The organism is Roseateles sp. P5_E11 (genome assembly GCF_054049355.1).
Window position 1 is genome coordinate 1 of record NZ_JBFUMO010000538.1, and the last position, 3,966, is coordinate 3,966.

Sequence of the window (3,966 nt, forward strand, 5' to 3'; positions counted from 1 at the left end):
GCACGGCTCTGCTCGGTGATCCATTCACACAGCTCGGGGGTGATGACTTGTTGGCTCATGACTTGCGGCGGAAGACGAGTCGGTCGGGAGAAGACACCTCAGGGGCCAGACGATAACCGTCCAGGTTGAAGCCTTTCAACGCCTCGGGCGTCTCCAGGCGATGCTGGATGGCATAGCGCGCCATCAGGCCACGGGCACGCTTGGCGAAGAAGCTGATGATCTTGTATTCGCCGTTCTTCCAGTCCTCGAACTGGCAGTCGACGACCCTGGGCTTGAGCGCCTTGCGGTCCGCGGCACGGAAGTATTCCTGCGACGCCAGGTTGACGATGACGGGCACCTTCTCGCCCCGCGCCAGCTTGTTCAGATGCAGGGCGAGGCGATCGCCCCAGTAGTCGTAGAGGCTGGCGCCATGGTCACCGGCCAGTCGCGTGCCCATCTCCAGGCGGTAGGGCTGCATGCGGTCCAGCGGCCGGAGGATGCCGTACAGGCCCGACAGCATGCGCACGTGCTGCTGCGCCCAGGCCAGGTCATCGGCGCGCAGCGTCCTGGCATCCAGGCCGTCGTAGACGTCGCCGTTGAAGGCCAGCACGGCCGGTTTGCTGTTGTGCTCGGTGAAGCGCGGCCGCCAGGCAGCGTAGCGGTCGACATTGAGCTGGGCCAGCGGCTCGGACAAGTCCATCAGCCCGCGCACATCGTCCACGCTCTTGGTGCGCAGGAGGTCGATGAGGGCGGCCGTGTCGTCAAGGAACTGCGGGCGGGTCAGCGCCGGCGCCAGTTCGGGCGGCGTCGGCGTGTCGTAATCGAGGGACTTGGCGGGCGAGAGCAGAAACAGCATGGGCGCGGATTTTGTCTCATGCTTTTCGGCGCTCCAGCACCTCGAAGATCGCCATGCCGGCCAGCATCGCCGCGACGAAGCCGAGCGCCTTGGCATCGCCCAGGCCCAGCACGACCAAGGCCGGGCCGGGACACAGGCCAACCAGGCCCCAGCCGATGCCGAACAACAGGCTGCCACCGACGAGGCGGCGGTCGATGCGCGTTGCCTCTGGCAACTGCACGTTGGCCCGGCGTGCCCACRCAAAGGCCGGCAGACCGACCGCGATGGCGCCCGCCATGACAAAGGCCAGCGAGGGGTCCCAAGCGCCTGCCAGGTCCAGAAAGCCCAGCACCTTGGTCGGGGATGCCATGCCAGACACGATCAGCCCCAGCCCGAACAACAGGCCCGCGAACGCGGCGATCAGCACTTTCTTCACAGCAAATGCCTCAGCACGAAGACGGTCGCGAAACCAGCCGCCATGAACGCGACTGTCGCAACCGCAGAGCGCGGCGACAGCCGCGAAAGGCCGCAGACGCCATGACCGCTGGTGCAGCCAGCGCCATATCGCGTGCCGATGCCGACCAGCAGGCCGGCTACCAGCAGCGTGCTCCAAGCGGCGTCGATGCGCGGCCGTGGCAGGCCCGCGAACAGCGCAAAGATCCACGGCGACACCAGCAGCCCGGCCAGGAAGGCCACGCGCCAGGCGCGGTTACCGGCTAACGGCCGCAGCAGTCCGCCGACGATGCCGCTGATGCCGGCAATGCGACCCGCTCCCAGCACCAGCACTGCGACGGCCAGGCCGACAAGCAGGCCACCAGCCAGGGCGGGCCACGGTGTGAAGGCAGGCCAGTCCACGGTCATGTGTTCTCCTTGGGGCAGTACTGCGTGTAGAGGGTGCGCAGCAGCGCCAGCAAGMGCGGATCGCCCACGCTGTAGAAAACATTCCGGCCCTCGCGCCGCGTGGCCACCATGCCCTCGCGGCGCAGCACGCCCAGCTGCTGCGACAGCGTCGGTTGGTGGATGTCGAGCAGGGCCTCCAGATCGGCAACGCTGATCTCGCCCTGGGACATCTGGCACAGCAACAACAGGCGCTCGGGATTGCCCAGGGCCTTCAGGGCAGCGACGGCCTCGCCTGCTGCCTGGCGCAGGGTCTGGACATCAAGGGTGGGGGGTCTCGGCATGGCAAACATTATATCAATCGATATAATCATGCCTTCTCCATCGCCGGCCATTCCCCATGACTGTCGCCATCCAGGGCTTCCACGACGCCGTCACCGGAACGGTCAGCTATGTCGTGAGCGATCCGACCACCCGCCAGGCGGCCGTCATCGACCCGGTACTGGACTACGACCTTGCCGCCGGCAGCACCAGCACGCTCAGCGCAGACATGCTGCTCGTGCATCTGCGCGAGCAAGGTCTCACCTTGCAGTGGATCCTCGAGACCCATGTCCACGCCGACCATGTCTCTGCCGCTCGGTACCTGCGCACCCGAGCAGGCGGGCTGATCGCCATCGGCGAGCACACCCGCGAAGTGCAAGCCACGCTGGGCCGCCTGCGCGGCTGGCCCTCTGAAGAAGACGGCTTCGACCGCCTGCTGCGCGACGGCGAGTCATTCCGCATCGGCAGCATCGAGGCCACCGCCCTGCTCGTGCCCGGGCACACGCCAGCCGACCTCGCCTACCGCATCGAGGACGCCGTGTTCATCGGCGACACCCTCTTCATGCCCGACGGCGGCAGCGCCCGTGCCGACTTTCCCGGCGGTGACGCCGCCGCGCTCTACCGCTCGATCCGCCGGCTTCTGACCCTGCCGCCCGAGACCCGCCTCTTCGTCTGCCACGACTACCCGGTCGGCCGCCAGGCGCGCTGGGAAACGACAGTGGCCGAGCAGCGCGCCGCCAACATTCACGCGCATGACGGCGTCAGTGAAGCCGAGTTCGTCGCGATGCGCCAGGCGCGCGATGCGACGCTGGCCGCGCCCCGGCTGATGCAGCCGGCCCTGCAGGCCAATATCCGCGCGGGTGGCTAGGCCCTCGCCCGCCCCATCAGCAGCAGCACGACACCCACGAGGACGATGCCCGCGGCCAGCCACTCGTGGCCGCTGATCTGCTCGCCGGCCAGCGTGACGCCAAGCAGCATGGCGATGACAGGGTTGACGAAGGAATAGCTCGACGCCAGGCCCGCCGAGGCCTGCGCCAGCAGCACCATGTAGGCATTGAAGGCGACCAGCGAGCCGAACACGACCAGATAGGCCCAGGCCCACAGCGCTTGCGGCTCGATATGGCCGGGCAAGGTCTCGCCGCTCACCAGGCTCAAGCCCATCAGCAGAAGGCCACCGGCCAGCATCTCGCTGGCAAAGCCCATGGGCCCGGGCGCCAGTGGCAGGCTGCGTTGCGACAACACGCTGCCCACGGCCCAGCTCGCGCAGGCCACGCTGATGGCCACCAGGCCGGCGGGCGATGCGCCAAAGCCCTGGCCCTGCGTCAGCAGTAGCACGCCCACCAGGCCGAGGGCGATGCCCGCCGATTCCAGCCGCGTCGGCTTCTCGCCCCACAGCAGGTTGAGGCCGGCAATCATCAGTGGCATCACGGCAATGAAGGCGACGACGAGGCCCGAGCCCACGGTCTGCTCGGCCGTGGCCGTGCCACCCATGCCGCCGCCCAGCATCAGCCCGCCGATGACGAGGGCATGCAGCCACTGGCGCCGGCTCGGCCATGGCGCGCCGCGCCAGCGCATCCAGCCCGCCAGCAGCACGCCGGCGACGAGAAAACGGCTGCCCATCTGGAAAAAGGGCGGCAGGCTGATCAGCGCGATCTTGATGGCCAGATAGGTCGAGCCCCAGACCAGCCAGGTGGCGGCCAGGCAGAGCAGCAGCAAAGGACTCAAACCGGGGGCGTTCTTGAGGGGCAGCGTCGTCGTGTTCATGGCCGGCATCGTAGAAATTTCGGCTCTTTCATGACATGGGTACTTGAAGGTTGCGCCAGCACTTCGCCTTAATATTCAAGAACATTCCGTCGACTTCTAGAGAATTTCATGGCCATCGAGCTCGATCAGCATGACCATCGCATCCTGGCGGAATTGCAGGCCGACGCCCGCCTGACCATGGCCGAGCTGGGCCGGCGCGTGCACCTGAGCCAGCCGGCCGTGACCGAGCG

Annotated in this window: 7 protein-coding genes; 2 read left to right on the top strand and 5 right to left on the bottom strand. The window is 67.5% G+C overall.

All coding sequences use genetic code 11. The features are described 5' to 3' along the window. Positions 1–55: 55 nt before the first annotated feature. The 4 genes from yaaA to ACXJKR_RS26475 are packed head-to-tail and all read right to left on the bottom strand — an operon-like array spanning position 56 to position 1,995. Positions 56–835: a peroxide stress protein YaaA gene (yaaA, locus tag ACXJKR_RS26460; protein WP_457325348.1), complete on the bottom strand. Its 780-nt coding sequence runs from the start codon at positions 833–835 to the stop codon at positions 56–58. 16 nt (positions 836–851) lie between these two features. Continuing rightward, positions 852–1,250, bottom strand: coding sequence for a DUF6691 family protein (locus ACXJKR_RS26465; protein ID WP_457325349.1), 399 nt, complete (start codon positions 1,248–1,250; stop codon positions 852–854). Beyond that, entirely contained in the window at positions 1,247–1,675 is a 429-nt protein-coding gene (locus ACXJKR_RS26470) for a YeeE/YedE family protein (RefSeq protein ID WP_457325350.1), read from the bottom strand. The genes ACXJKR_RS26465 and ACXJKR_RS26470 overlap by 4 nt, the downstream gene beginning before the upstream one ends. Then, positions 1,672–1,995, bottom strand: a complete 324-nt coding sequence (locus ACXJKR_RS26475; protein ID WP_457325351.1) for a metalloregulator ArsR/SmtB family transcription factor — start codon at positions 1,993–1,995, stop codon at positions 1,672–1,674. The genes ACXJKR_RS26470 and ACXJKR_RS26475 overlap by 4 nt, the downstream gene beginning before the upstream one ends. 56 nt (positions 1,996–2,051) lie before the next feature. On the opposite strand from ACXJKR_RS26475, the gene ACXJKR_RS26480 reads away from it, so the two are divergent. Then, a complete protein-coding gene (locus tag ACXJKR_RS26480) occupies positions 2,052–2,840 on the top strand; it encodes an MBL fold metallo-hydrolase (protein WP_056193406.1) in 789 nt (262 codons plus the stop codon). Here the strand turns inward: ACXJKR_RS26480 and yedA are convergent. Continuing rightward, positions 2,837–3,736 (bottom strand): drug/metabolite exporter YedA, encoded by a 900-nt coding sequence (gene yedA / locus ACXJKR_RS26485; protein WP_457325352.1) that lies wholly within the window; start codon positions 3,734–3,736, stop codon positions 2,837–2,839. The genes ACXJKR_RS26480 and yedA overlap by 4 nt on opposite strands. A 108-nt stretch (positions 3,737–3,844) precedes the next feature. Here yedA and ACXJKR_RS26490 point away from each other — a divergent pair. Next, positions 3,845–3,966: AsnC family transcriptional regulator (locus tag ACXJKR_RS26490; protein WP_457325353.1), on the top strand; the 122-nt coding region annotated here is incomplete at its 3' end.